Origin of the sequence: Parabacteroides caecihominis (assembly GCF_023656785.1) — a bacterium.
In the GTDB taxonomy this organism is placed as follows: Bacteria; Bacteroidota; Bacteroidia; order Bacteroidales; family Tannerellaceae; genus Parabacteroides; species Parabacteroides segnis.
This window is the reverse complement of sequence record NZ_JAMOKS010000009.1, coordinates 90,143-114,336: the sequence shown is the minus strand read 5'-3', so window position 1 is coordinate 114,336 and position 24,194 is coordinate 90,143. Positions and strand designations below refer to the sequence as shown.

Sequence of the window (24,194 nt, the reverse complement as noted above, 5' to 3'; positions counted from 1 at the left end):
AGCTTCTAAAAGAGATTAAAGTAACATTGATGATTTTATTAAATAAAAACCTGTTATATAGGTGATTAAGGCTTATTATTTTAGCTAAAATGACTTCTATTTCACATTTATATACGAGAATATTGCCATAAATTAATGTAAACGATTAATTTAATTAGATAACAGGCTGGGTTTTGATATTTTATCATACATATTTGCAATGACAGTATTTAAACCTATTTTTATTGATTTATATTAGTAATGTATATTGGTTACATTTGTATTTATGCCACTATAGATACATAAGTAACGCGCTTGTTTTATTTACGTAAACACATCTGATCCGACACAAATGTTACAGTACATATATCTGTTATTGCTGTAAACAGGCAATACACTATTGAAAAATGTTTCTGACAATTTGTCCTATCCTATGTGAATAATTCAGGAAGAAAGCGGATACTTTTGTATCCTTCACTCTAAAACTTGATTTTTTCGTGATATTTGTGAACAATTATACGGGAAGAAAGAAATATTGAATTCTCAGAGGGGTAAAATGTAAACTAAGTTATTGAAAAACAAAATAAAGAAGGTCATTTTGAAGGTTCGTAAATCCGAGCATTCCAGAGAAATAACGATAAAAAACAAAAACTGCATGTGCACTAATTCAAATTTTCAGCGACACATGCAGTTTTTCTATTGTTAAGTACATTTTATGCTAATGAAGAATTTTATATAATAATTCCTTGAGTAGATCAGCATCAGATGCGGAAGAATTATCTACCCCTTTCGATCTGGCATCGGTAGTTCGGATATCACTTATCAGATTAAAAACTTTCATAGCCGGATAATTTCTCAATCCGGTCATATAATCTTTTACCTGAAAAGTTCCTCTTAATCCTAAGGCTGTCATCAATCCGGTTTCCGATCTGTCTTTCGTATAATAACAAATCAACAGGTTGGAAAAATAATTAAAAATTACAGGAAGGGTCATCTGTATAGGATTACTCTTGGGGTTCTTTTCAAAGTACTGGGCAATCCGGTTTGCTTTTAAAACATCCTTTACAGCAAGTGCTTTTATTAACTCAAAGTTATTGTATTCTTTACTGATTCCTATATTCTGTTCTATCAGTTCCGGAGTGACGCGTTTTGGAGCCTTTTCAGGCAAGATCAACGCCAGCTTGTCCAATTCCTTACTTAGACGGCTTAAATCGTTTCCAAGGAAGTCTGAGAGCATTTGGGCGGCCTTCTGATCGATTCCTATGGAACGTTGCTGCATAAATGAGACGATAAACCCCGGCATTTTATAATCCGGAATCTTTTTCGATTCGAATAGAATCCCGTTCTTTTCGGTTGCAGCGGCCAATGTTTTCCGCCTGTCCAGATTTTTATACTTATAGTTAACAACCAGCACAGTCGACTTAAGCGGATTTTTCACATAGTTGGTCAGCAATTCTATATCACGGACCAACTGGGCTTCCCGCACAACCACCAACTGATATTCCGACATCATCGGAAACCGGCGGGCTGCATTTATAATCATAGCCGCATCCGTGTCCGCCCCATACATAATCATCTGATTAAAGTCGCGCTCGGATTCGGCAAGCACATTTTCAATAAGCAGATCTGTTATCCGGTCCATAAAGAAAGGCTCTTCACCCATTAATATATAAACGGGCTGGAACTTCTTGGCCACGATATCCCGGCATATTTCTTCAAACGTATTTTCTTTTTTTGCCATAATAAAGACTTAATTATTACCAACTAAAACGGATGTGGCGTACCGTTTTCTTCTCATCTATGATCTGATGGAGTGCTTCAATACCCAATCTCACATGTTCCGGAGCAAAGCTACGGGTAACGATACGGTCGCTGGCTTCTGTTTTTACACCGTCTTCCTCCATCGGCTTATCCGAGATCATCAGTAAAGCACCGGTCGGAATCTTGTTTGCAAAGCCGGCAGTGAGTAATGTGGCGGTCTCCATATCTATGCCGGTCGCATGTGTCCGCTTCAGATAATCTTTGAATGCCGTATCATATTCCCAGACACGCCGGTTGGTTGTATAAATCGTCCCGGTCCAGTAATCTTTTCCCTGGTCGCGGACGGCAGAAGAGATGGCACGCAACATGGAAAAAGCGGGAAGCGACGGCACCTCCGGCGGCAAATATTCATTGGAAGTTCCTTCTCCACGGATCGCTGCAATCGGAAGAACATAGTCTCCCAGATTATTAGCAGTTTTCAATCCTCCGCATTTTCCCAGAAACAGCACGGCCTTGGGGGTTACAGCCGATAAAAGATCCATGATCGTTGCAGCATTTGCACTTCCCATGCCGAAATTAATGATAGTAATACCTTCGGCCGAGGCATTCGGCATCGAGCTTTTCAGTCCGAGTATAGGAACATTAAAATTCTCGGCAAATAGTTCTACGTATTTGGTAAAGTTCGTGAGTAGTATATACTTATCAAAATCTTCCAGCTTACGTTCCGTATAACGAGGTAGCCAATTTTCAACGATTTCTTGTTTTGTTTTCATAAATCATTACCTTTGAGGGTATAATTATTGTGTATAATATAAACGACAAATATAATAAATGCTGTCATTAAACTTACCAACATTCGCTGCGAAAGTAAAGGAAAAAGACGGGAAACACACTATATTCGATCCCGTACGCCGCAAATATGTTGCACTGACTCCTGAAGAATGGGTCCGCCAACACTTTGTAAATTACCTGATTACGCATAAAGGATATCCCAAAGAACTATTGGCAAATGAAGTTCCATTAAAATTAAACGGAACATCCAAACGATGCGATTCAGTCGCATACAACCGTTTTTTAGCCCCTTTAATGATCGTAGAGTACAAAGCCCCCTCCATTGAGATAACGAGTGCTGTATTCGACCAGATAGTACGTTACAACATGGTGCTGCATGTACGTTACCTCGCAGTCAGCAACGGCATCAGCCATTTCTGCTGTAAAATAGACTACGAAAATCTCACTTATTCTTTTCTGGAAGGTATCCCTGAATATAAAGAGCTGGAATGAGAAAAATAGATAAGAAGAGACAATAGCTTTATTCTTATTTACCTGAAAACAGACAGATAAACAAGTATTACATTTTTTACACAAAGCATCTCCCCTTATCCTTCAACGTATGGTTGCCGGATAAGGGTTCGTCAACCCAACCAGTGACTGTAATTCCTTATCAAAAATTTAGTTTGAAATATATGAGGCATCATGCAGACCTTATATTCAGTTGTTCCTTCCTGTTCCCCCGCAAAAACAGAATCGGAAGCAACCGGAATTAATCGGGTCGCATTATCAGTTTGAAAAAACTTGCTTATTTCACCTGTGACAACAGGCAAACACAAAAAAACCAACACTCCCAGGAGCATTGTCATCCAAAATTCAGAAGTATATATAGTAATAAACTGGTATAGCATTTCCGTATGTTAACAATTATACGGAACAAACATAGCAATATTTATTTAATAAACAAACATTTACAGAATAAATATTGCTATTAGGAGTATTTTTTATAAAACAGAAGCGGTTCTGTTATGATAGATAGCGATAGAATCGATTCTCGGCGTATCCGCTTTATGGATATACACTGAATTATCAATCCCATGGATCGGCTGGCTGATTTCTTCTTTTTCATTGAAAAGAAGAGAGTAACCCAGTATGACTGCAAAAAAAGATAAAATCAACGGCTTCATAATCTTGCTCAATTTTTATGTCTCTATTAGCTAAGATGTAATAAGAACGAAAAATGCTGCATGATATTACATAGGAAAGTACATTTTATTCGTTTTTCTATAGAAAATTTGTTGAAATTCAGGTTTCAGAACTATATAATAAATTGGGTATATGTATTTTATATAGCTTTTTAATAAATAGAACAGAAAAGAAAAAAGGGAAGAAAACTTTAATTTTCCTCCCTTTCCGTTATGTAGATCTATAATCGACCTTTCAATTATGCACCGAAGTCATCGAAATGTAACATTTCACGAGGTACACCCAGATTGTCAAGCATATTTTCTACAGCTTTCGACATCGGGCCCGGACCACACATGTAGTATTCGATATCTTCCGGAGCTTCGTGATCCTTCAGATAAGTATCGTAAATTACCTGATGAACGAAACCGGCTGTATATTTTACTCCGGCTGCATCAGCAGCTGGATCAGGACGGTCAAGCGCCAGGTGGAATGTGAAATTCGGGAATTCTTTTTCTATTTCCAGGAAGTCCTCCAGATAGAACACTTCGTTCAAAGCACGTGCACCATAGAAATAAGACATCTTGCGATCTGTAGTCTTCAGTGTCTTAGTCATGTGCATAATCTGAGCACGCAACGGAGCCATACCGGCACCACCGCCGACCCACATCATTTCTCTTCCTGAGTCGAAGATCGGATGGAAATCACCGTAAGGACCGCTCATTGTTACCTTGTCACCCGGTTTCAGGGTAAAGATATAAGAAGAAGCGATACCCGGCATTACATCCTGGAATCCAGGACCCTGTTCTCTCGGTTTGAAAGGAGGAGTAGCGATACGTACAGTCAACATGATACGGTCGCCTTCAGCAGGATAGTTCGCCATTGAGTAAGCACGGATAGTCGGTTCGGTGTTCTGGCACTTCAAGCCGAACAAACCGAAGTTCTTCCATGCCGGCAGGTAACCTTCACCGATCAAGTCTTTATCGATATCCTTGTCATAATCCATTGTATATGCAGGAATCTTGATCTGGGCATAAGAACCCGGAACGAAATCCATGTGTTCACCCTTAGGCAATGCCACGATAAACTCCTTGATAAAAGTAGCCACGTTCTTGTTGCTGATCACTTCGCATTCCCATTCTTTTACACCGAATACTTCATCAGGAACTTTGATTTTGATATCTTCTTTTATCTTCGTCTGACATCCCAGTCTCCAATGATCCTTGATCTGCTTACGGGAAAAGAAACCAACTTCCGTAGGAAGAATGTTTCCGCCACCTTCCGGCACCTGGCAACGACACTGTCCGCAGCTACCGCTACCACCACAAGCAGATGACAGGAAAATACCTTCGCTCTGAAGTGTATTCAATACGGTTCCCCCGATAGGAACGTCGTATTCCTTCTCTCCGTTAACAACCATCCTCACATTGCCCGATGGTATTAATTTTGCTTTCGCAAATAAAAGCGCACCTACAAGGATCAGTGTAATCACCAGGAATACAACCGCTCCCACTGCAATGGTAAGTCCGCCCGACATTAATATAATCATCTTTATTTTTGTTTAATGCGTTAATACTTAGATCTTAAGTCCGGAGAAGCACATAAATGCCATACCCATCAGACCGGTAATGATAAAGGTGATACCCAGACCTTTCAAAGGCTTTGGAATATCTGAATAAGCTAATTTTTCGCGGATTGCAGCCATACCAACGATAGCCAGCATCCAACCGATACCAGAACCCAAACCGTATACAGTAGCAACTCCTACATTAGAGAATGCTTTCTGCTGCATAAACAGAGATCCACCCAGAATCGCACAGTTCACAGCGATCAGCGGCAAGAAGATACCCAGAGAAGCATACAGGGCCGGAGCAAACTTTTCTACAACCATTTCAACCAACTGCGTAAATGAAGCGATGATGGCAATGAAAATGATCAGCGAAAGGAAACTCAGGTTCACACCTGCATATTCAGCGCCCAACCAACTCATGGCGCCTTCTTTCAAAATATAATTTTCGAGCATATAGTTGATCGGTAACGTACATACCAGGATGAACGTTACAGCCATACCCAATCCTAAAGCAGTCTTTACGTTCTTGGAAACAGCCAGGAAAGAACACATACCCAGATAGTATGCGAAAATCATGTTGTCTACGAAGATCGAGCGGACAAACGTGCTTAAATATTCTTCCATTCTATTATTCGTTTAATAGTTTGCATTAATTTTCTTGAAGTTCTTTGTTCTTTGAACGGTGAACCCATATAATCACGGCGATTACGATCAAAGCCATAGGAGGCAGGATCATCAAACCATTGTTTACATAGCCGAAGTCGTAGAAAGCCTGCGGAATCACCTGGAATCCAAGTAGCGTACCTGAACCCAGCAATTCGCGGAAGAAACCAACGATCACCAGAATCAAACCATATCCAAGACCATTACCGATACCGTCCAGGAAAGATTCCCACGGACCGTTACCCAGGGCGAATGCTTCCAGACGTCCCATCAGGATACAGTTGGTAATGATCAGACCAACGAACACGGAAAGCTGCTTATTTACGTCATAGGCAAATGCTTTCAATACTTCACTTACGATAGTTACCAGCGCAGCAACAACAACCAACTGTACGATAATACGGATACGGTTAGGAATTGTATTACGCAGTAACGAAATAATCACATTGGCAAAAGCCACAACAGCCGTCACGGAAAGTCCCATTACAATAGACGGCTCAAGTTTGGATGTTACAGCCAGTGCAGAACAAATACCCAGCATCTGTACGATAACGGGGTTGTTCTTGCTCAACGGGCCTAACAACACTTCTTTATTCTTACTTGATAATAATCCCATCTTCTTACTGATTTTGTGAGGTTAAAAACTTAACATAACCGTTCAGGCTGTTGAACAACATCTTGTCAACTCCCTGGCTGGTAATCGTACCACCTGAAATACCGTCCACGTAGTCCTGACCGGCAACACTCTTACCCGGCTTAACAATGGCTACAGATTTAAACTGACCGTTTGCAAACAGCTTTTTACCTTTGAATTCATTGCTGAACTGAGGTTTGGAAATTTCAGCACCCAGACCCGGAGTTTCACCGGCATGGCTGAAGTCAGTACCAAAAATCGTATCCTTGTTGTCATCTACAGACAAATATCCCCACAGAGGGCCCCACAAACCAGCACCAGAAAGAGCCATGATGTATTTAGTCTTGCCGTCTACGTTGGCAACAAATACAGGATGCTGTTCGGGTGTGGCAGTAAATGCGTCACCTTCAACTTTCTCACCGTTCTCATTAACAAGGAAAGCATCCTTGATCAATTCATTATATTTAGTTTCAGCTTCGCTGGCCGGAACCGATACATTGATTGAACGCAAAATCTGCTGACGTTTGTCGTTATCTTCGTTCTTTTTCTGGAAACTTCTCAGTGACTGTGAAGTGAAAGCCAACACAACCGCTACCAGAAGAACCATTACAGATGCATATATTATAGTATATGCATTACTATCTCTGTTCATACCACCTTTCTTTTCTGGTTTGATCTCTTCAAAATCTGAAGAAGGGGCTGCACATAAAGGGCATACATCCGGAGCTTTGTCTCCTTCGTGGATATAACCGCAAACTTTACATTTATATTTTTTAGTTGCCATACTCCTTCTTATTTATTCAGTTTTACACGATTGATTCTTCTGTTAATGTTTGCTTCAACTACATAATAGTCAATCAGCGGAGCAAATACATTCATCAACAGGATAGCAAGCATCATACCTTCAGGATAACCCGGGTTCAACGCACGGATAATGATAGCCATAGCACCTACAAGGAAACCATAGATATATTTACCTGTTTCAGTACGGGCAGATGTTACAGGGTCTGTAGCCATAAACACGGCACCGAAGGCAAAACCACCTAAGAACAAATGATCCAGAGGAGATACACACATAGCAACCGTTGTTCCGATCATATTGAAGATGGCAGCCATAAACGCACCACCCACAAATACGGAAACCATTGTCTTCCAGCTGGCAATGCCGGTGTACAGCAATATCACAGCACCGATCAGGATAGCCAGTACGGAAGTTTCACCGATAGAACCCGGAATCAATCCCAGGAACATATCCCAAGTTGAAATCGGCTGACCTAATACGTCAACTGCCTGGAACGAACCGATCATTTCTTTACCGGCGATAGCAACCTGTCCCAGCGGTGTTGCACCAGAGAAACCGTCAACTACCTGTCCGGCACCCATACCGAATGTATCGGCAGTGCGAACGAATACCTGGTCGCCAGACATGGCAGCCGGATATGCAAAGAACAGAAATGCACGGGTAACCAATGCAACGTTAAACACGTTGTAACCTGTACCACCAAATACTTCCTTGGCGAAAACAACTGCAAAAGCCGTAGCCACAGCAATCATCCACAGCGGAGTATCGATGGGAACAATCATCGGAATCAATATACCGGAAACCAGGAAACCTTCCTGAATTTCTTCTTTTTTCACCTGGGCAACAGCAAACTCGATACCCAGACCAACTACATACGAAACAATAATCTTAGGCAGTACGGCCAGGAAACCGAAGATGAAGGTCATCAACCATCCCGGATCAGTGCCAACAGCCAGATTGTGCTGATAGCCGACGTTGTACATACCAAAAAGCAAAGCAGGCAACAAAGCGATAATAACCACAGTCATGGTACGCTTAGAATCGATATAGTCGTGAATATGCACGCCTGATTTCGAAGTGGTGCTCGGAACAAATAAGAATGTTTCAACACCTTCGAATACAGAACGGAACATCGCCAGCTTTCCGCCTTCCTCAAAGGTAGGCTTAATCTTGTCGAGGTAATTCCTTAACGCTTTCAATGTATTCTAATTTTTTATGTTATTAATTCATTTCCTTGTATAACAGATCCAATCCCTGACGTACGATCTTCTGGATCTCGATCTTGGAAGTGTCAACAAACTCGCAAAGTGCAAAATCTTCCGGAGCAACTTCATAAATACCCAGATTTTCCATTTTATCAATATCGAAAGCGATAATAGCTTTCAACAGGTATTCAGGATAAATGCTCATCGGGAACACTTTTTCATATTCATTCGACATGATCATGGCACGTTTGCCACCCTTGATACGGGCATCAATTACATACTCTTTGCTTTTAGGAGCCAGCCATGTAAAGAAAGAGTGACTTACACTGTATTTTCCAAACCCGGGAGTTGCCCAACCAAAGAAGTCGTAAGTTTTGTCTCCTTCCGGAATCACAGTGATCTGGTTATCATAAGCACCCAGATAATCATCCTTACGAACTTTAGTACCGGTCAGCACATTACCGCTGATAATACGGAGATCTTCCTTGCCTTCCAGGATCTTTCCTGAAACAAGACTGTTGATCGTACAACCGGAAATAGTCTTGATATAACCTCTTTCTGTTGTTTCAGAACCGGTTAATACGACTAAACGGCTGAAATCAGCCACGCCTTTATTGAACAGGCGACCAATAACGATCACATCTGCCGGGTTTACCACCCAAACAACTTCCGACTTGTTGACAGGCTTGATATGATTGATCTGCACACCTACGTTTCCGGCAGGATGCGGACCTTCAAACTCAACTGTTTCAACTCCTTTCACGTTCACGGAAGAACCATTTCTGACACCGACATACACTTTACCTTTGGTAAGTTTTGCCAATGCATCCAACCCGGTCTGGAAATCAGCTTCCTGTCCTTTCAGAATGAAATCGAAATTCGGAGCCAACGGTGCAGAATAGAAAGCCGACACGAAAATGTCGCGCGGTTCATCTGACGGCGTAGCTACGATATCGTACGGACGCTGTTTGATAAAAGGCCACATACCACCATTGAGCAGGGCTTCTTTTACCTCTTCACTCTTCAGTGAAGACACATTTTTCTTGCCGAAATCTTCATATTCGATCTGCGTATCCGGCTTAACAACGATGCTAAGCACTTTACGCTTCTCTCCTCGGTTTACGGCAGTTACTTCGCCACTCACGGGCGAAACAAACTTGATCTCCGGGCGGTTCTTATCGATCATCAATACAGAACCGGCTTTGACTTTTTCTCCTACTTTGGCAACAACTTTGGGGGTAATACCGTTATAATAGTCGGGAACGATAGCATAGCTATCACTTTTCCCGGCGTTTAGCAGTACTTCCGAAGCTTTACCCTTCAGATTAATGTCTAAACCCTTTTTAATCTTAATCACATTTGCCATGATACAACTAAAATTGTTTATATGTAATTTTCCCGCAAAAGTACATAAATTTTTATGCTTTAAAGCAGGATTAAAGAAATAATTAGAGAAATAATTCCATAATTTTGTACCGTCAAAGAAAGATATATGAAAATGAGAGTGTATTGTTTACTATTTTTGTTGTTTTGTGCCGCTACAATGCAGGCCAATGCTCAGCAAACGTACTTTACCGACGTTAACAGCAAGCTGATAAAAACCCTTCAGGTGAAGGTGGCCGGAGAGTTTATTTCCGAGCCTTATATCGAACTGAACGGAGATCAACAGATCCAGATCAACTTCGATGCGTTGGAACAGGGAGGCGTGCGCTATTCCTATTCTATCATTCATTGTGATGCCAACTGGCAGAGGTCCATCCTCTCTCCCATTCAGTATATGAGTGGTTTTCAAGGATTAACGATAGATGACTTCGCCAATTCCATTAACACCACAACGCAGTACACAAACTACAATCTGCTGCTTCCGAATGAGGACATCCAGTTCAAAGTTTCGGGAAATTATGCCGTGCAGATCTACAACGAAGACATCCCCGACCAGATAGTCCTTACCGCTTGTTTTTCGGTTGTGGAACCGATGGTCGGCATTTCGGCCTCCGTTAGCGGAAATACGGATATCGATACGAACCAGACTCACCAACAGGTAAGTTTCACGGTCAATAACAAAAACTTCCCGATACCTTATCCGCAAACAGACCTGAAAATACATGTCTATCAGGACAACCGGCGCGATAATGCCGTATCAGGGCTTCAACCGACGACTATTCTTGAAAATCAGATTGGTTACACAAACAACCGCAGTCTGATCTTCTCTGCCGGAAACGAATACCGTCGCATGGAATTTTTGAGTACGAAATATAACGGGATGCACATAGAAAGCATTTCGTACCACAATCCTTATTATAATGTAGAACTAATGACCGACCATAAGCGCAGCGACCAGACCTATCAGTATGATCAGGATCAGGACGGCCGTTTCTTTATCCGTTGCAGCAGTTGTGACGACCCGGATACGGAAGCGGATTACTGTATCGTGCATTTCGCTTTGGCCTGCGATCCGTTCCTTGACGGAAATGTCTATCTGAACGGCGAACTGTTCCACAATGTCCTCGACGAAAAGAGTAAAATGGGATATAACTTTGAAACCCACCAGTACGAAAAAGTAGTACTCCTGAAACAAGGAAGTTATAATTATCAATACCTATTCGTGCCCAACGGCAGCACAGTCGGAGAAACCGGCCCGATAGAAGGTAATTATTACCAGGCGGAAAACGAATACACCATTTACGTCTATTACCGTCCTATGGGAACGCAATATGACCGTTTAATCGGAGTCACAAGTGTTAAAAACGCAATGCAGGTATTTTAAAACCTGCATTGCATTCTTATTTTTCCTTCTTCCGTTCATAATTTATCCCAGCTTTCCTTGCCTGTGAGTGTTGAAACTGACGGGCAATTTTATATTCGCAACCTTCTTTCAGCAAATACGAACCGGTTTGCTTAAACCAGAAACCGACATCCGCCTCCATACATTGCCGGCGGATATCCAGCACCCAGTCATAATTGCATATACGGGCCTCTTTACCGGATTCCCCGCCGGCCACCACCTGTTCCACCCAATCTCCCAGTTCACCCCTGAAATCAATGGGACCGAGAAGCGGTTCGCAAATAATGATTTTATGTTTTATCGGAGCTGCTTTATAGATAGGCAGGCGATAATCTATCCGGTCCTGATTTTCCATAGTACAACAAATAGTTACATGGTCATAGCCATCTCCCCAGTCATCCGGAAGACATTCATGCAACCGGTCGATCCGTTTGGTAATAAACAGAAAATCAAGATCCCGCCGCGTCCGTATCATTTCCCAGACCTCGGCACGCCATTCATCCGCATCTTCAACCAGAAAATCGGAAGTGAAGCAGGTATAAACAAGGTTTCCCGAAGGAATCTTATAGGTCTTATTCTTTTTCTGCTGCAAAGGCAAATCAAACTTTTCCGTTTTTGCGACGACAGAACTGTCTTTACCATATTTACCGTCGGTACGATAAACATAGCAATGCCGGCATCCTTCACTCAATTTGTGACAGCCGTGCCAGGGATTCCATATAGATGCTTTTTGGCTCATCCTATCCTTTTTATACCTTAATAAAATCAGCACGAAAGTACTATATTTTACGTCCTCTGCCAACAAGAAACAAATAAATACCACACTTAATTGACAGACAAGGACTTCACTGGATTTTCGTTTGCCGTCCGCCAGGTTTGCAGGGTAACAACAAAAACCGTTAGTAACAGGATGGAGAAGAACGATACCACATAAACCATCCAGTCAAGCGGAACTTTATATGCAAAATTCTTCAACCATTCGCCTGCCAAATAGACGGATACAGGTACAGAGATAACAAAACTCACGATCAGCACCATCAGATACGTCCTGTTAAACCGGTATAAAACATCTTTTACGGTCGCACCGAGTACTTTCCGTATCGCAATCTCCCTACGCCGATATTGTGTTTCAAATAATACCAATCCCAAAATACCCGACAAAGAGATCAGGACAGAGGCAAGACATGAGGCGGAAACAATCCGTCCGGTATGTATTTCATCCCGGTAAAGTTGCCTGATAATCGTTTCATAATACTCTATTTCAACAGGATAAGCAGGATCGATCTCTTTAAATGTTTGCCGTATATGCTCTGTCGCCTTTTCCATATCCGCCCCTTGCCTTATCTTTATACAGGCAACCGGCATGCCGGCATTCTTTTCATTAATGACGAAAGCCAACGGGTAAGCACCGGTCCGCAAAGAATTTATCTTCAATTCATCTGTAATACCGATAACAATCCCTTTATCCTTCCAGTAGGTAATAAGCCTGTCCCCGACCTCCAGTCCGTATTCTTCTTTCGCTTTCCGGTTAAAGACGAATAATAAACCCTGTGACTGCCGGTCTTCCCGGCGGGGACACCTTCCTTCCATTACCGGGATATCCATCACCGACAGGAAGTTGGGCGAAACATTCAAATAATGAAAATACATCATTTCGTTATTCTTTTCTGCACCGCCGCCCCGGTATAACTCTTCAGCACCGACCTTTGCGGAAGAGAATGCGACATCTTCAATACCGGAATATTTCTTCAATTCATTCGTAAACAGGTCGATCTTCCCGACCGTTTTCCCATTCAGCACAACTACTGCAATACGGTTTTTACCATATCCGAATGAACGGGATTCCATATATCTGTTCTGCTGATAGATCACAAATGCCAGAATAACCAAAGTAAAAGAAATTACATATTGGATACCTATAAGCATTTTCCTTAATGCCAAACCTTTGGGAGACAATCCATAAGAGCCTTTCAATGCCATCTGCATGGAAATGGAAGTGGCGCTAACAGCCGGATAGATACCCGCAATCAATCCTACCGCCAAAGACAAAGAAACCAGCCGCAAGAGAACCGGTATATCAAGAGACAAGTTCAACAATACAGCCGGCAGACAAGCCACCAGCGAAATCACAACGGATTCAAACAGTTGGGCGCAGCGCAGCCTGGCAACCGATGCCCCGGCAATCTTCCGGATATTGATGCTTTTAATCCGGTAAGGTATAAGGGCCACCGAATAGTTGATATAATTGATCATCGCAATCAACGCCACCAGAAAAGCCACCATCAGCATCCGGTTCATGTTTTCTTTCTTTCCTGATTTGATAAACTTCATCTGGGAAGTGACCGGCTCATAATAGATATCCGCCAGGTTCGTCAGCTTGACTTCCGCTTCTTTATAGTCCGGTGCATCTTCCACATTGAAACAACGGGCAAAAGCGGAACATATCTCCTTCTTATCCGCTCCCTGAGTGACAAGGATATAACAGACATAGGTATAATCATCCCATGATTCATACTGGTAAGAGGGACTAACTGTCGTATAAACAGCATTTGCCAACTGACTATTTTCCGGAAAATCTTTATAGACACCTCCTACGGTCAATGATTTCCTGTCTTTCGTCCAGATATTTCCTTCTGCCGTCAATTGTTTTCCGACAACCGAAATACTCCCGAATATCCTGCGGGCCAGACTTTCAGGTATCAGGCACATCTCCGGTTGCTTCAAACAATCGGGAGTCCCCTCGCGGAAAACAAAATCAAATATCCCGGTGATATCCGGAGAGCAAGTTTGTACCGTTTCTTTGAAACCTGTCTGGTTTCCGTTGACATCGGTTGTAAAATAACATTCTCCGATAAAGGGGTTGATCAACGTACTTTTCTGTATATAAGGAGAAGTAGACACAAAAGCATCGATCAGCAATCTGGAATGTACGGACCATACAGATGCAGGGGTTTTACAGTCTACCCTGTAAATATGATCCACTTGGGGATGGAACCGGTCAAATTTATTGGCAAAATCAACCTGTGCATAAATCGTTGCAAAAACGATATAGGCAATCGCCAATCCCATAATATTCAGTATGGCTGCTGTTTTATTGAATCGTAGTGCGGAAATAAAATTCCTGTATATGGCATGCATAATAAATTGTTTTAGTTTGTATTTCAGGTAATAAAGCAACTAGATGTATCCACCGGATACACCAAACGTTTCCCCTGCCAGACAACAGCAGGGATTCAAATTTTTCCTGAAACAGATTTAATTAAGCATGCAGCAAAGGGTGAAGCAGGAATACCGCTTCTGCCAAAGGAATATTTTATATCGTAAGAAGACTTTTTCCTGATCAAAAAGTTTGTGCAGGCACAGTCTGCTTGAAAGACTGACAATTAATAATACAGCCGGGATCAACAACAGAATGAACCAGTCAAGATTATTAAATAATACGGGGACCGGTTGGATATCACGAATCAGAAAAACGGCAGGCTGAATTGCTTGTTCCCGAAAATCTGAAAGATTAACCTCCTGAGGGTTTTGAACACACGATGCCTTCTTCTCTGCAATGATTTGCAGCGTTACAAAAGAGAAAAGGCATAGTAACAACACTTTCAGGAGTTTCATATTGTTATTGTATTCAATATTGAAAAGGTGAACTCACAATCTGTAATTCAATTAACAGATAAGACAAATATACAAAATATACATCAATGTATAATACAACAATGTATATTTTTTGCAGAATAGCCATTTTAATGGAACACGGACGACGCGGAACACGCGGAGAATCACAGAAAAATAACATCATCCGGTTCTTTATTATTTCGTCTATACAATATGTTTTAGGGATAAAAAAAGTATCTTTGTAGAAGTAGTAATACATAAAACTCAATAGTATGGAAACGATTCTTTTATCAACAGCGGATAATAATGTTCAGGCTAGCCTGTTACAAAGCGCGTTAAGAAATGAAGGTATAGAATCTTTTCTCAGGAACGAACATCTTTCTACGGTATTCGGGAATATTCCGGGATTCCAGATCGAGATTTATGTTTTTGAGAGTGATTATGAAAAAGCGAAAGAAGTCTTGAAGAATGGATTTCCGGAACTTGTGGGAGATGAATAAACAGTTTCTTTATACTTCAGCTATAACGGCGATACTGATTGCTATTTTATTGACGATCGTGCAGGTCGTTCCTGAAAAACCATTGCTGCTATCGGAACGGCTTATGCCATCCGCAGGATGGATACAGGTTGGTATCGCCATTATTTACGGGGCACTGCTCAGTTATAAAATGCAGGATCGGAAAGAACGTCCCAAATGGCGAGTCCGGGCCTGGTTGCTTTTTTCTATTCTTTTCTTCGGGCAGTTATTTTTAGGCGTAACTGTCGATTCTGTCTTTCTGATGACCGGAAAGCTGCATTTACCCGTTCCGGCAATCATACTGGCCGGCCCGATTTACCGGTTGGAGGGATTGTTTATGCCGATACTTTTCCTGAGTACATTGCTACTTTCGGGACCAGCCTGGTGCAGCCAGCTTTGTTATTTCGGGGCATTTGATGCATGGAGCGCAAAAGGGAAGACAGAAAAGAATGTTTTTCGCTATCATAAGCAATTGCGTTACAGTGTATTTTTTCTGGTAATAGCAGGGGCTATTGCATTACGGTTATCCGGGGCAAACGGATGGACAGCAACGGTTGCCGGACTGATTGTCGGGATTATCGGACTGGGTATCATGTTGATACTATCACGCCGGAAGAAAAAGATGATCCATTGCAGTAGTTATTGTCCGATAGGAACACTGGTGTCTTTTATGAAGTACCTCTCTCCTTTTCGGGTAAAACTCAATACAGACTGTACACACTGCATGGCTTGTCTGAAATCATGCAAATATGATGCGTTGCACAAAGAAAATATAGAAAAAGGAAAAATCGGTTACACCTGTACTTATTGCGGCGACTGCCTCTCCGCCTGTAAACATGGAGGACTGGAATATCGTTTCTTCAGATTGCGTCCGGCTACTGCCGAACGCCTTTGGATTATTATTACAGTCGTTTTACATACCTGTTTTCTGATGATTGCACGTATCTGACTGGTAAACAGGATTCCCCGCCACATAAGTGGCAACTATATTACGGTCATCCCCCAACGTCTGGATGCCGAACAATTTATTTTCAAGATTCCATTTCCCCTTACGTTCAAGATAATCTTTCCGCATTTGCTGGGAAGGAGTAGCCGTAGAATCAACTACAATAAAATCAGCATCCCTGCCCTGGTCGAAACTGCCTATCTTATCATCCAGTTTCAAGGCTTTAGCCGTACCGCGCGTGCATTTATATAATGATTCGAATACAGACATAGGATACCCGTTCAGTTGTTGTACTTTATAGGACTCTCCCATGGTCCGGAATAAGGAGAAAGATGTGCCGGCACCAACGTCTGTAGCCAGTGTCGTTTGGATATTGATCCGGTTGGCCTGTTGCATATCGAACAGGCCGCTTCCCAGAAATAAATTTGACGTGGGGCAATGGGCTATTATCGCTCCAGCCTCGGCCATTCGGCGACATTCAGAATCGGATAGATGAATGCAATGGCCGAATACAGAACGTTCGGTAACTAATCCTGCCCGTTCATAAACTTCCAGATAGTCAGAACATTCCGGAGACAATTCAAGGGCTGAATCTATTTCATTCCGGTTTTCCGACAAATGCGTTTGAATGTAAGTATCGGGATATTCTTCATGCAAACGAGCGGCACTAATCAATTGACCATGAGTGGAAGTAATAGAAAAACGGGGAGTAATCACATAAAGATTACGTCCTTTTTTATGCCAGGCTTCGATCAGCTCCCGGCTATCAGCCTCCCCGCTTTCTTCAGTATCCATCAAAGACTGCGGTGCGTTACGGTTCATCAGGACCTTACCGGTCAGCATTTGCATGTTATATTCGGAAGCAACCGAAAAGAGAGCATTAACAGATTCTTTATGAACCGTAGCATAAGCCATACAGGTCGTAGTGCCGTTGCGAAAAAGTTCATTTACAAAGAAACGGGCTACCCGTCCGGCATATTCAGAATCTCCAAAAGCCTCTTCCGTGGGATACGTATATTCGTTCAGCCAATCGAGTAGCTGTTTGCCATACATACCTATCATTTCCGACTGAGGATAATGGATATGTGAATCGATCAGGCCGGGCATCAGTAATTTCCCGGAATAATCAGTAACTAATGCCTCCGGATAACGCTCTTTTATATTTTCATAAGCTCCGGCTTCTATGATTTTTCCTCGATAGACCACCAATGCCCCGTCGGGATAATAACTATAAGATTCATCAAACTTCAGGGGAGAATCCTTAAAATAAAAGACTTCACCTTTATACAAATATACCGTTTCATCCATCTTCATTCCTTACTTTTATCAAATCAACAGATAATATAACAATGTAACATCAAAGGTAAGAAAATTGTTAGAATCCGACTAAAAGTAGAAATAACTACATTAGAAATAATAAATCGACTCTTTGCCCTTGATGAAAATTAATAAGGATAAACTAAAATAAGAGATGGATTATCATTGGTTGAAATATTATTAATATGTATATTTGCAACTGAAAAGGCTTTTGATTTGAAGCCTTGCGTTGCGTGTGATATTTGTGCGATTAAGTGAAAATCGGCTAAATTTTCTCAAGTCTTCAATGCACAAAGAAGGCCCCGCAACCCTTTACCGGATATACGTGTTATCTATGCTGCTGTTGTAGTATGGATATACTGTTGTATACAGATAAAGGGGGGCGTGCGGCTGACTTTTATTGGGGACTGGGTTTTTAGCCGAACCTTCACTTACGTAAAAGTTCAGTCCGCCGCCCTTTCTTTTTTATGAAAGGACCACTCTACTCTTATAACATCATCTAACACCCGCATATTTTAAGGACAAATATGTTTTATTTATAACCCTACTAGTATGCCAACACGTATTACTATTGAACAAGCCGCCCAACTGACCGGTTTCCCGGCAGAAGAGATTCGAAAATGGGCCGATTCCAGAAAGATAAACTCTTATTCGTTTAAAGGCGGTGAACCCTTAGTCGATGTCGGAAACTTGAATCGCTTCATTTCCTGTATCGAACATCTGGGAATACAAAAACTCTATCTGCAACTGATCATTCAGGACAAAGAGGAAGAGGCCAACGAAATCATCGCCCGCTACGACGACTATCTTTTCAGCCTGCGCACTGCCACCACGATCTCTCCCCTGCTTAAAGTAATAATTGCCGAACTATCCTCCTTTATAGAAGACAAAAAGGCACGCTATATATTCAACGAAATAACGGGAGGCGCAAAGATACAGGACGTTGCCGAGCGTTGCGGAATGACGTACGACGGTATGTGTCAGCGGTATAAAACCATCGTATCCCACCTGGTATCAGATACCCGTTTTATGCTTGAATATCAGAAGACAATAACCAACCAGGAACTGGAGATAGAACGCCTGGAACTTGAAAACAGAAATTTGGAGTATGAACTGAACCGGTTGTATAAAAAAGGACTTAAAGCGGGTTTGCAGTTTACTATCTCCCAATCATTGATTCATGTCCCTTTGGATGCAGCCCGGCGCCTTAATAAACCACTTACAGACCTGACCCTCTCTCCCTATATCCGTAAAGTGCTCGAAGAACTACATATAGAAACAATGGAAGATCTGTTGCGCTATATGGAAACAACCGGCCTCGATTCCCTCTTGGACATTCATGGATTTGGAATACTCGGCCTGGAACAGCTCAAATTCCAGTTGGAGAAACACCGGATACTGGATAAGAACGGCTATTCAGACCTCTACCAATATCTCGTAAGCGATCCGGATATGGATCGGTTCGACTCGGATGCTTATGAACACAGCTATCAAAAAGATGAAAAGCATTTTTCATAACTATCATAAATATAAAAGAACTATCATACTATCATATCTTTATATAATACACCTATAATCAATATGTTATCCTATGATAGTTCCTGTTTTCAACTATCATTTACCTATCATACAACTATCATAGTATTATCCTGAAACCCAATATATGCTTCTTATTTTACTGAAGTATATGACTTATTTTCAGGGGAGTAGTTACTTATGTTGTTCGAGACCCGGGTGTCGACAATGTTGAGACCCGGGTCTGGGCACAGTCAACATCCGGGTGTAAAACAGGCTGAAAAGGGCATCTTGAGAACAAAAAGTATGTATTCCTGTGAAATTAGTCTATATATTCTCGCAAAACATATAGAAGGGAAAGCGATATATAAGTGCAATTATATCCTATTTGCAAAGCCTTTTTTAGGTCCTAAACAAGGTCTGTTTAGTTAAAATATAGTTCAAATGATGGTTTTATGACAGTATTATGATAGTTAAAAATGGCAACTATCATAAAATAATATATTGATTATATGTGCATTATATAAAAATATGATAGTATGACAGTACATTTGATGAAACATTATTATGAAGTTCCAATCTGGAGAGGAAGCCGGGAGGGGGATTGTTAAAGCTAGTCAATAAAACAAGCCTTATTACAGGTTCATTTGCCGTCTGCTTCAGCTGACGGCAAATGAACCTGTAATAGTCAAGTAACTCTGACTATGGTGGTTGCATAACAGGAGCTATTATTATTAATAACTCCCGTTTCTTTTATTTTCAGTTTCTTACCAGCAAGGCATCCGCCACTTCTCCCGCTATTTCATCATCCCGTAAAACTTTCAATAAGGATAATCCAAATTCGAATACAAAACCGGGGCCCTGGCAAGTTATGATATTTCCATCTTGCTCAACACCATTATCGGTAGGGATGGCTCCTATCATAGTCGGTTCGAAGTTCGGGAAACAAGTTGCCTTACGTCCTTTCAATAATCCTAAGCCGCCTAAAACCATAGGTCCTGCACAGATTGCTCCCAGAATTATATTTTCTTTATGCTTTTCCAGTATAAGTTCTTTCAGGCGGGTACAAGTATTCAGATGATTGCTTCCCGGAATGCCTCCCGGAAGAATTAAAGCATCTGCCGCACTAAAATCGGCCTCTTCAAACAGGTAATCTGCTATCACCGGGATATTATGCGCCCCCATTACCCGGGTTTCACCGTTAATCGAGATGGTAGAGACTCTGACACCTCCCCTACGTAAAATATCGGCTGTGCCTAACGCCTCTATTTCTTCAAATCCTGTAGCCAGGAATATAAACGCTTGCTTCATATTATATTATTTTTTATTGAGATAATACTTGATCTTATATTTCAACAATGGAATATCTACGGGTTTCACCAGATAATCATTAAACCGGCAACATTTCGCTTTCTCTTTTTCTTCATCAAATGCAAATGCAGAAAGAGCCAAAACAGGAATATCCGAAGATAATTCACGTATTTTACAAGTGGCGGCGTAACCGTCCATCACCGGCATTTTTATATCCATCAAAATAATATCCGGCTTGTAATCCTTAAACTTCTGTACGGCAATCTGTCCGTTTTCTGCATAAATCAGACGATAATGTTGCTTTAAGACTGCTTGCAGCAAAAGATAATTTTCCAACACATCTTCTGCGATCAATACCGTATACTGCCCCGGAAGAGCATCCGGAATGATCTCCATAGGAATTTCACTACCAGCTTCTTTCTTTTCAGACTCTTCCGGAACAGCTAATGGCAGCGTAAACCAGAATGTAGACCCTTTGCCCAATTCCGACCGAAGACCTATTTCTCCGCCTAACTTTTCTATGATCATCTTACAGATAGACAGTCCCAAGCCGGTCCCTTGCCTGAAATCATCCAATTTCACAAACCGCTCGAATACAGATGCCTGCTTCTCCTTATCGATGCCAATCCCGGTATCAGTGACAGATACCCGGACAAAATCTCCTTCTATCTCATACGACAAAGAGACAAATCCCTGGTTCGTACATTTTATAGCATTGGATAAAAGATTCAGCAATACCTGTTCAATACGCTGCGTATCTGTCCGTAACCTGACAGAAGGCAACATATCCCCATTATACAGCAATGCCACATCCGAAGTCATTTTCAACGATTGTGAAATATAAACCTCCTGGCAGACATCTTTCAGATCCACCCACGACATATTATAATTCAACGTCCCGGATTCTATCTTGGCAAAATCCAGAATATCGTTGATCAATTGGAGCAACAGGTCACTGTTATTATTAATAATTGTAAGATACTCCTGTTGCTCACTGGCATTATCCGTTTCGGTAATCAACCGGGAGAAGCCTACTATCGCGTTCAATGGCGTACGGATCTCATGGCTCATATTAGCGATAAAGGCATTCTTCATTTTATCCGCCTCCTGTGCCTTGATCAGATCCAGTTCATTTTGCCGCTGTTCCGTAATATCCCAAAGCATAGCCAATAACAAAGGAGAAGCTCCCGGGTCCGGGTTGGTTATCAATAAACGGATGATGTTCACAATACGGATTTCCCCGTTCGGTTTCTCATATTCAACCACCGATTTATGGATTCGTCCGTGGTTGATCGTTGAATAATCTTCCGTACGGATTTCATGTGCCCTTCTCGGATCAGAAAACAAATCAAAGTCTGTCTTACCTAACACCTCGGAAGATTTAACCCCCATAAAGTCTTCGGCCGCCTGATTGAAGTAAATATATTTAAAACTGTCGAAAACATCTTTTACGGCTATAACGACAAAGATATTTGACAGAATAGTATTCATTAAGATATTCAGGAAATTAATTTTACGCTGGTTAAGAAGATTTTCGCTCATTTTCTCTATCTCGGCATTCTTCATGACTGATGCTGCCAAATCTGTCTCCAACACTTTAATGCGCTGGATCAGTTCTTCTTTTGAAAGGTTTTCGTACATGTTCATATATTAGAAATCAAGGTTTATAATTGTAACTTACTGTTGGAGGCAAATGTAAAGATATTTTTTCAGGAACCTTAGAAAATCAACATTTAATTTACCTGTTTTTATAATTTTGAGCAAAAATGCTGCATCTAATCAAAATAAAAGATACATTTGCAGTCTAATTTCATGAATTAAACACAATATAATACGAAAAAGCTATGATGTATTGGCAGAAAGATATTGAGACGATGAGTCGTGAAGAACTGAATAAACTACAGTTGGAACGACTGAAACAAACAATAGAATTAGCCGGACACTCTCCTTTCTACAGCAAAGTTCTTAAAGACAACGGCATAACGGCAGACAGCATCCAGTCATTGGATGATCTGCAAAAAATTCCGTTCACAACGAAAGACGACCTGCGTAATAATTATCCGTTCGGAATGGCGGCTATTCCTATCAAGGATTGCGTAAGAGTACATTCTTCCAGCGGTACAACCGGAAATCCTACCGTCGTATTACATTCGGCAAAGGACTTGGACCAATGGGCCAATCAGGTGGCACGCTGCATGTATATGGTCGGTTTACGTGATACAGACGTTTTCCAGAACACCTCCGGATATGGTATGTTCACCGGTGGTTTGGGATTTCAATATGGCGCAGAAAGACTTGGAGCATTAACTGTTCCTGCCGCCGCCGGTAATTCCAAACGCCAGATCAAATTTATTACTGATTTTGGAACGACCTGCCTGCATATTATTCCCAGCTATGCCACTCGCCTGGCTGAAGTAATGTATGAAATGGGACTGGATCCGCGCAAAGACACCAAACTGCACACGGTTTGTATCGGTGCCGAACCTCACTCGGAAGAACAACGCAAACGCATCGAACAACTGTTGGGTGTAAAAGCATATAACTGTTTCGGTATGTCTGAAATGAATGGCCCCGGTGTTGCATTCGAATGTACGGAACAAAACGGATTACATATCTGGGAAGATTATACGATTGTGGAGATTGTAGATCCCCAGACATTACAGCCTGTTCCGGAAGGGGAAGTAGGCGAACTGGTATTAACGACAATCAATCGTGAAGCCATGCCGCTGTTACGTTACCGTACCCGTGACCTGACCTGCATTATCCCAGGTGAATGTCCTTGCGGAAGAACGCATAAACGTCTGGCCCGCTTCAAAGGACGCAGTGACGATATGATCATCCTGAAAGGCGTGAATCTCTTCCCGATCCAGATCGAAAAGATTTTAATGCAGTTCAAAGAACTGGGAAGCAACTATCTGATCACTCTCGAAACGGTTAACAACAGTGACGAAATGCTGATCGAAGTAGAACTGAGCGACCTGTTTACCGACGATTACAGCGTCTTGCAACGTCTTGCAAAAGACATTACCCGACAGCTGAAAGATGAATTGCTGTTGACCCCGCGTCTGAAACTGGTAGCCAAAGGCTCATTGCCCGTTCAGGATGGTAAAGCCGTAAGAGTAAAAGACTTGCGTAAGTTCTGTTAAAACAATTGTTCAACAAATAAAAGATACAGCTATGACAGTAAATCAAATTTCTATTTTCCTGGAGAATAAATATGGAAAGCTAAGTGAAATCCTGGCTCTGCTTGCTGAAGAAAATATACGGATCATTGCTGCTACTGTTGCGGATACGTCTGAATATGGTATTCTGCGTATTATTGTAAGCGATCCGCAGAAAGCATACAAGATATTGAAAAGCAACAATGTAAGTGCAAATCTGACAGACGTGCTGGCTATCGTGACTAACTCTTGTGCCGGAAGTTTTGCACAGGCATTGACACATTTTACAAAAGCCGGTCTGAGCATAGAATATATGTATTGTTTTTCACTGAATGACAAATCGATCCTTATTCTTCGTACCAATAACCGGGAAGCAGCCCGTGAAGTAATCCGTCGTCAGAATCTGGAATGCATTTGCGAAAGCGACTTGATGAAATTATAATATTATTTATCGTG

22 protein-coding genes are annotated in these 24,194 nt (G+C 41.6%); 7 read left to right on the top strand and 15 right to left on the bottom strand.

What is annotated here, in order from left to right:
• Nucleotides 1-697: 697 nt before the first annotated feature.
• Both holA and NBH14_RS09465 read right to left on the bottom strand, forming a co-directional pair.
• A complete protein-coding gene (holA, locus tag NBH14_RS09470) occupies nt 698-1,720 on the bottom strand; it encodes a DNA polymerase III subunit delta (RefSeq protein WP_128135385.1) in 1,023 nt (340 codons plus the stop codon).
• 16 nt (nt 1,721-1,736) lie between these two features.
• A complete protein-coding gene (locus NBH14_RS09465) occupies nt 1,737-2,513 on the bottom strand; it encodes an AMP nucleosidase (protein ID WP_186959337.1) in 777 nt (258 codons plus the stop codon).
• Between the two features lie 58 nt (nt 2,514-2,571).
• Between NBH14_RS09465 and NBH14_RS09460 the strand changes: the two genes are divergently transcribed.
• Nucleotides 2,572-3,024, top strand: a complete 453-nt coding sequence (locus tag NBH14_RS09460) for a type I restriction enzyme HsdR N-terminal domain-containing protein (protein ID WP_048315716.1) — start codon at nt 2,572-2,574, stop codon at nt 3,022-3,024.
• Nucleotides 3,025-3,515: 491 nt separating this feature from the next.
• On the opposite strand, the gene NBH14_RS09455 is transcribed toward NBH14_RS09460, so the two are convergent.
• From NBH14_RS09455 to NBH14_RS09425, 7 genes are all read right to left on the bottom strand, one after another.
• The gene (locus tag NBH14_RS09455) at nt 3,516-3,698 is read right to left on the bottom strand and encodes a hypothetical protein (protein WP_007656839.1); all 183 of its coding nucleotides are present in this window, start codon (nt 3,696-3,698) and stop codon (nt 3,516-3,518) included.
• A gap of 257 nt (nt 3,699-3,955) precedes the next feature.
• Entirely contained in the window at nt 3,956-5,245 is a 1,290-nt protein-coding gene (gene nqrF, locus NBH14_RS09450; protein WP_369982017.1) for an NADH:ubiquinone reductase (Na(+)-transporting) subunit F, read from the bottom strand.
• Between the two features lie 27 nt (nt 5,246-5,272).
• Nucleotides 5,273-5,890, bottom strand: coding sequence for an NADH:ubiquinone reductase (Na(+)-transporting) subunit E (gene nqrE / locus NBH14_RS09445; protein ID WP_028729401.1), 618 nt, complete (start codon nt 5,888-5,890; stop codon nt 5,273-5,275).
• 25 nt (nt 5,891-5,915) lie between these two features.
• A complete protein-coding gene (locus NBH14_RS09440; protein ID WP_186959338.1) occupies nt 5,916-6,545 on the bottom strand; it encodes an NADH:ubiquinone reductase (Na(+)-transporting) subunit D in 630 nt (209 codons plus the stop codon).
• A gap of 4 nt (nt 6,546-6,549) precedes the next feature.
• Nucleotides 6,550-7,347 (bottom strand): NADH:ubiquinone reductase (Na(+)-transporting) subunit C, encoded by a 798-nt coding sequence (gene nqrC, locus NBH14_RS09435; protein ID WP_186959339.1) that lies wholly within the window; start codon nt 7,345-7,347, stop codon nt 6,550-6,552.
• An 8-nt stretch (nt 7,348-7,355) separates the two neighbouring features.
• The gene (locus NBH14_RS09430; protein ID WP_186959340.1) at nt 7,356-8,564 is read right to left on the bottom strand and encodes an NADH:ubiquinone reductase (Na(+)-transporting) subunit B; all 1,209 of its coding nucleotides are present in this window, start codon (nt 8,562-8,564) and stop codon (nt 7,356-7,358) included.
• Nucleotides 8,565-8,586: 22 nt separating this feature from the next.
• Entirely contained in the window at nt 8,587-9,936 is a 1,350-nt protein-coding gene (locus tag NBH14_RS09425; RefSeq protein WP_186959341.1) for a Na(+)-translocating NADH-quinone reductase subunit A, read from the bottom strand.
• Nucleotides 9,937-10,068: 132 nt separating this feature from the next.
• On the opposite strand from NBH14_RS09425, the gene NBH14_RS09420 reads away from it, so the two are divergent.
• The gene (locus NBH14_RS09420) at nt 10,069-11,337 is read left to right on the top strand and encodes a type IX secretion system plug protein (protein WP_186959384.1); all 1,269 of its coding nucleotides are present in this window, start codon (nt 10,069-10,071) and stop codon (nt 11,335-11,337) included.
• A 16-nt stretch (nt 11,338-11,353) separates the two neighbouring features.
• Here NBH14_RS09420 and NBH14_RS09415 read toward each other — a convergent pair whose 3' ends face one another.
• From NBH14_RS09415 to NBH14_RS09405, 3 genes are all read right to left on the bottom strand, one after another.
• Complete coding sequence (locus NBH14_RS09415; protein WP_186959342.1) at nt 11,354-12,094, bottom strand: DUF5131 family protein; 741 nt, start codon at nt 12,092-12,094, stop codon at nt 11,354-11,356.
• An 86-nt stretch (nt 12,095-12,180) separates the two neighbouring features.
• The gene (locus tag NBH14_RS09410) at nt 12,181-14,493 is read right to left on the bottom strand and encodes an ABC transporter permease (protein WP_186959343.1); all 2,313 of its coding nucleotides are present in this window, start codon (nt 14,491-14,493) and stop codon (nt 12,181-12,183) included.
• A gap of 117 nt (nt 14,494-14,610) precedes the next feature.
• Complete coding sequence (locus NBH14_RS09405; protein WP_186959344.1) at nt 14,611-14,970, bottom strand: hypothetical protein; 360 nt, start codon at nt 14,968-14,970, stop codon at nt 14,611-14,613.
• A 272-nt stretch (nt 14,971-15,242) separates the two neighbouring features.
• Between NBH14_RS09405 and NBH14_RS09400 the strand changes: the two genes are divergently transcribed.
• Nucleotides 15,243-15,470 carry a putative signal transducing protein gene (locus NBH14_RS09400; protein WP_128135392.1) on the top strand — a complete coding sequence of 76 codons (228 nt, stop codon included), beginning with the start codon at nt 15,243-15,245 and terminating at the stop codon, nt 15,468-15,470.
• Nucleotides 15,463-16,437, top strand: a complete 975-nt coding sequence (locus NBH14_RS09395; RefSeq protein WP_250817365.1) for a 4Fe-4S binding protein — start codon at nt 15,463-15,465, stop codon at nt 16,435-16,437. The genes NBH14_RS09400 and NBH14_RS09395 overlap by 8 nt, the downstream gene beginning before the upstream one ends.
• On the opposite strand, the gene guaD is transcribed toward NBH14_RS09395, so the two are convergent.
• Complete coding sequence (gene guaD / locus NBH14_RS09390; protein WP_186959346.1) at nt 16,402-17,742, bottom strand: guanine deaminase; 1,341 nt, start codon at nt 17,740-17,742, stop codon at nt 16,402-16,404. The two genes, NBH14_RS09395 and guaD, sit on opposite strands and share 36 nt — an antisense overlap.
• Nucleotides 17,743-18,303: 561 nt before the next feature.
• Between guaD and NBH14_RS09385 the strand changes: the two genes are divergently transcribed.
• A complete protein-coding gene (locus NBH14_RS09385; RefSeq protein WP_186959347.1) occupies nt 18,304-19,269 on the top strand; it encodes a transcriptional regulator in 966 nt (321 codons plus the stop codon).
• 756 nt (nt 19,270-20,025) lie between these two features.
• Here the strand turns inward: NBH14_RS09385 and NBH14_RS09380 are convergent.
• Both NBH14_RS09380 and NBH14_RS09375 read right to left on the bottom strand, forming a co-directional pair.
• Complete coding sequence (locus NBH14_RS09380; protein WP_186959348.1) at nt 20,026-20,577, bottom strand: DJ-1 family glyoxalase III; 552 nt, start codon at nt 20,575-20,577, stop codon at nt 20,026-20,028.
• Nucleotides 20,578-20,583: 6 nt separating this feature from the next.
• Nucleotides 20,584-22,224, bottom strand: coding sequence for an ATP-binding protein (locus NBH14_RS09375; protein ID WP_186959349.1), 1,641 nt, complete (start codon nt 22,222-22,224; stop codon nt 20,584-20,586).
• 197 nt (nt 22,225-22,421) lie between these two features.
• Here NBH14_RS09375 and NBH14_RS09370 point away from each other — a divergent pair, with 197 nt between their 5' ends.
• Nucleotides 22,422-23,723, top strand: a complete 1,302-nt coding sequence (locus tag NBH14_RS09370) for a phenylacetate--CoA ligase family protein (protein WP_128133560.1) — start codon at nt 22,422-22,424, stop codon at nt 23,721-23,723.
• A 31-nt stretch (nt 23,724-23,754) separates the two neighbouring features.
• Entirely contained in the window at nt 23,755-24,180 is a 426-nt protein-coding gene (locus NBH14_RS09365; protein ID WP_007656879.1) for an ACT domain-containing protein, read from the top strand.
• Nucleotides 24,181-24,194: the final 14 nt, after the last annotated feature.